At 25.3% G+C, this 265-nt stretch carries 1 protein-coding gene; it reads right to left on the bottom strand.

Annotated elements, in window-relative coordinates; translation table 11 throughout:
- Window positions 1-61: 61 nt before the first annotated feature.
- Window positions 62-265, bottom strand: a 204-nt coding sequence (locus IEQ44_RS18645; RefSeq protein WP_227487657.1) for a hypothetical protein, incomplete at its 5' end; no start/stop codon positions are given.

Below are 265 nucleotides of genomic sequence, written 5' to 3'. Positions count from 1 at the left end.
AATGAAAAAACAGAGAAATATCTGTAATTTATTTATAATTGATTTGTTCATTTTTTGATTTTTAGATGGATTGATTTTGGTCTTCAAATGTTTTTGAAGGATTTAATTCTTGTAATTGTACTCTTAAACGATATAGTAAATTTAAACGAAATTTTAGATTATCAATAAGTGCATTAACAGTTAATTCACTAATACCATTTGTAGTTAATTCTTCCGACAGTCGATTGTATTCATTATCGAGTTCCTCTAGTTGTTTCACATAACC

This window comes from Nocardioides malaquae, from assembly GCF_015070385.1.
Lineage (GTDB): Bacteria > Actinomycetota > Actinomycetes > Propionibacteriales > Nocardioidaceae > Nocardioides > Nocardioides malaquae.
The sequence above is the reverse complement of the archived record's forward strand: the minus strand, read 5'-3'. Positions and strand labels throughout refer to the sequence as shown.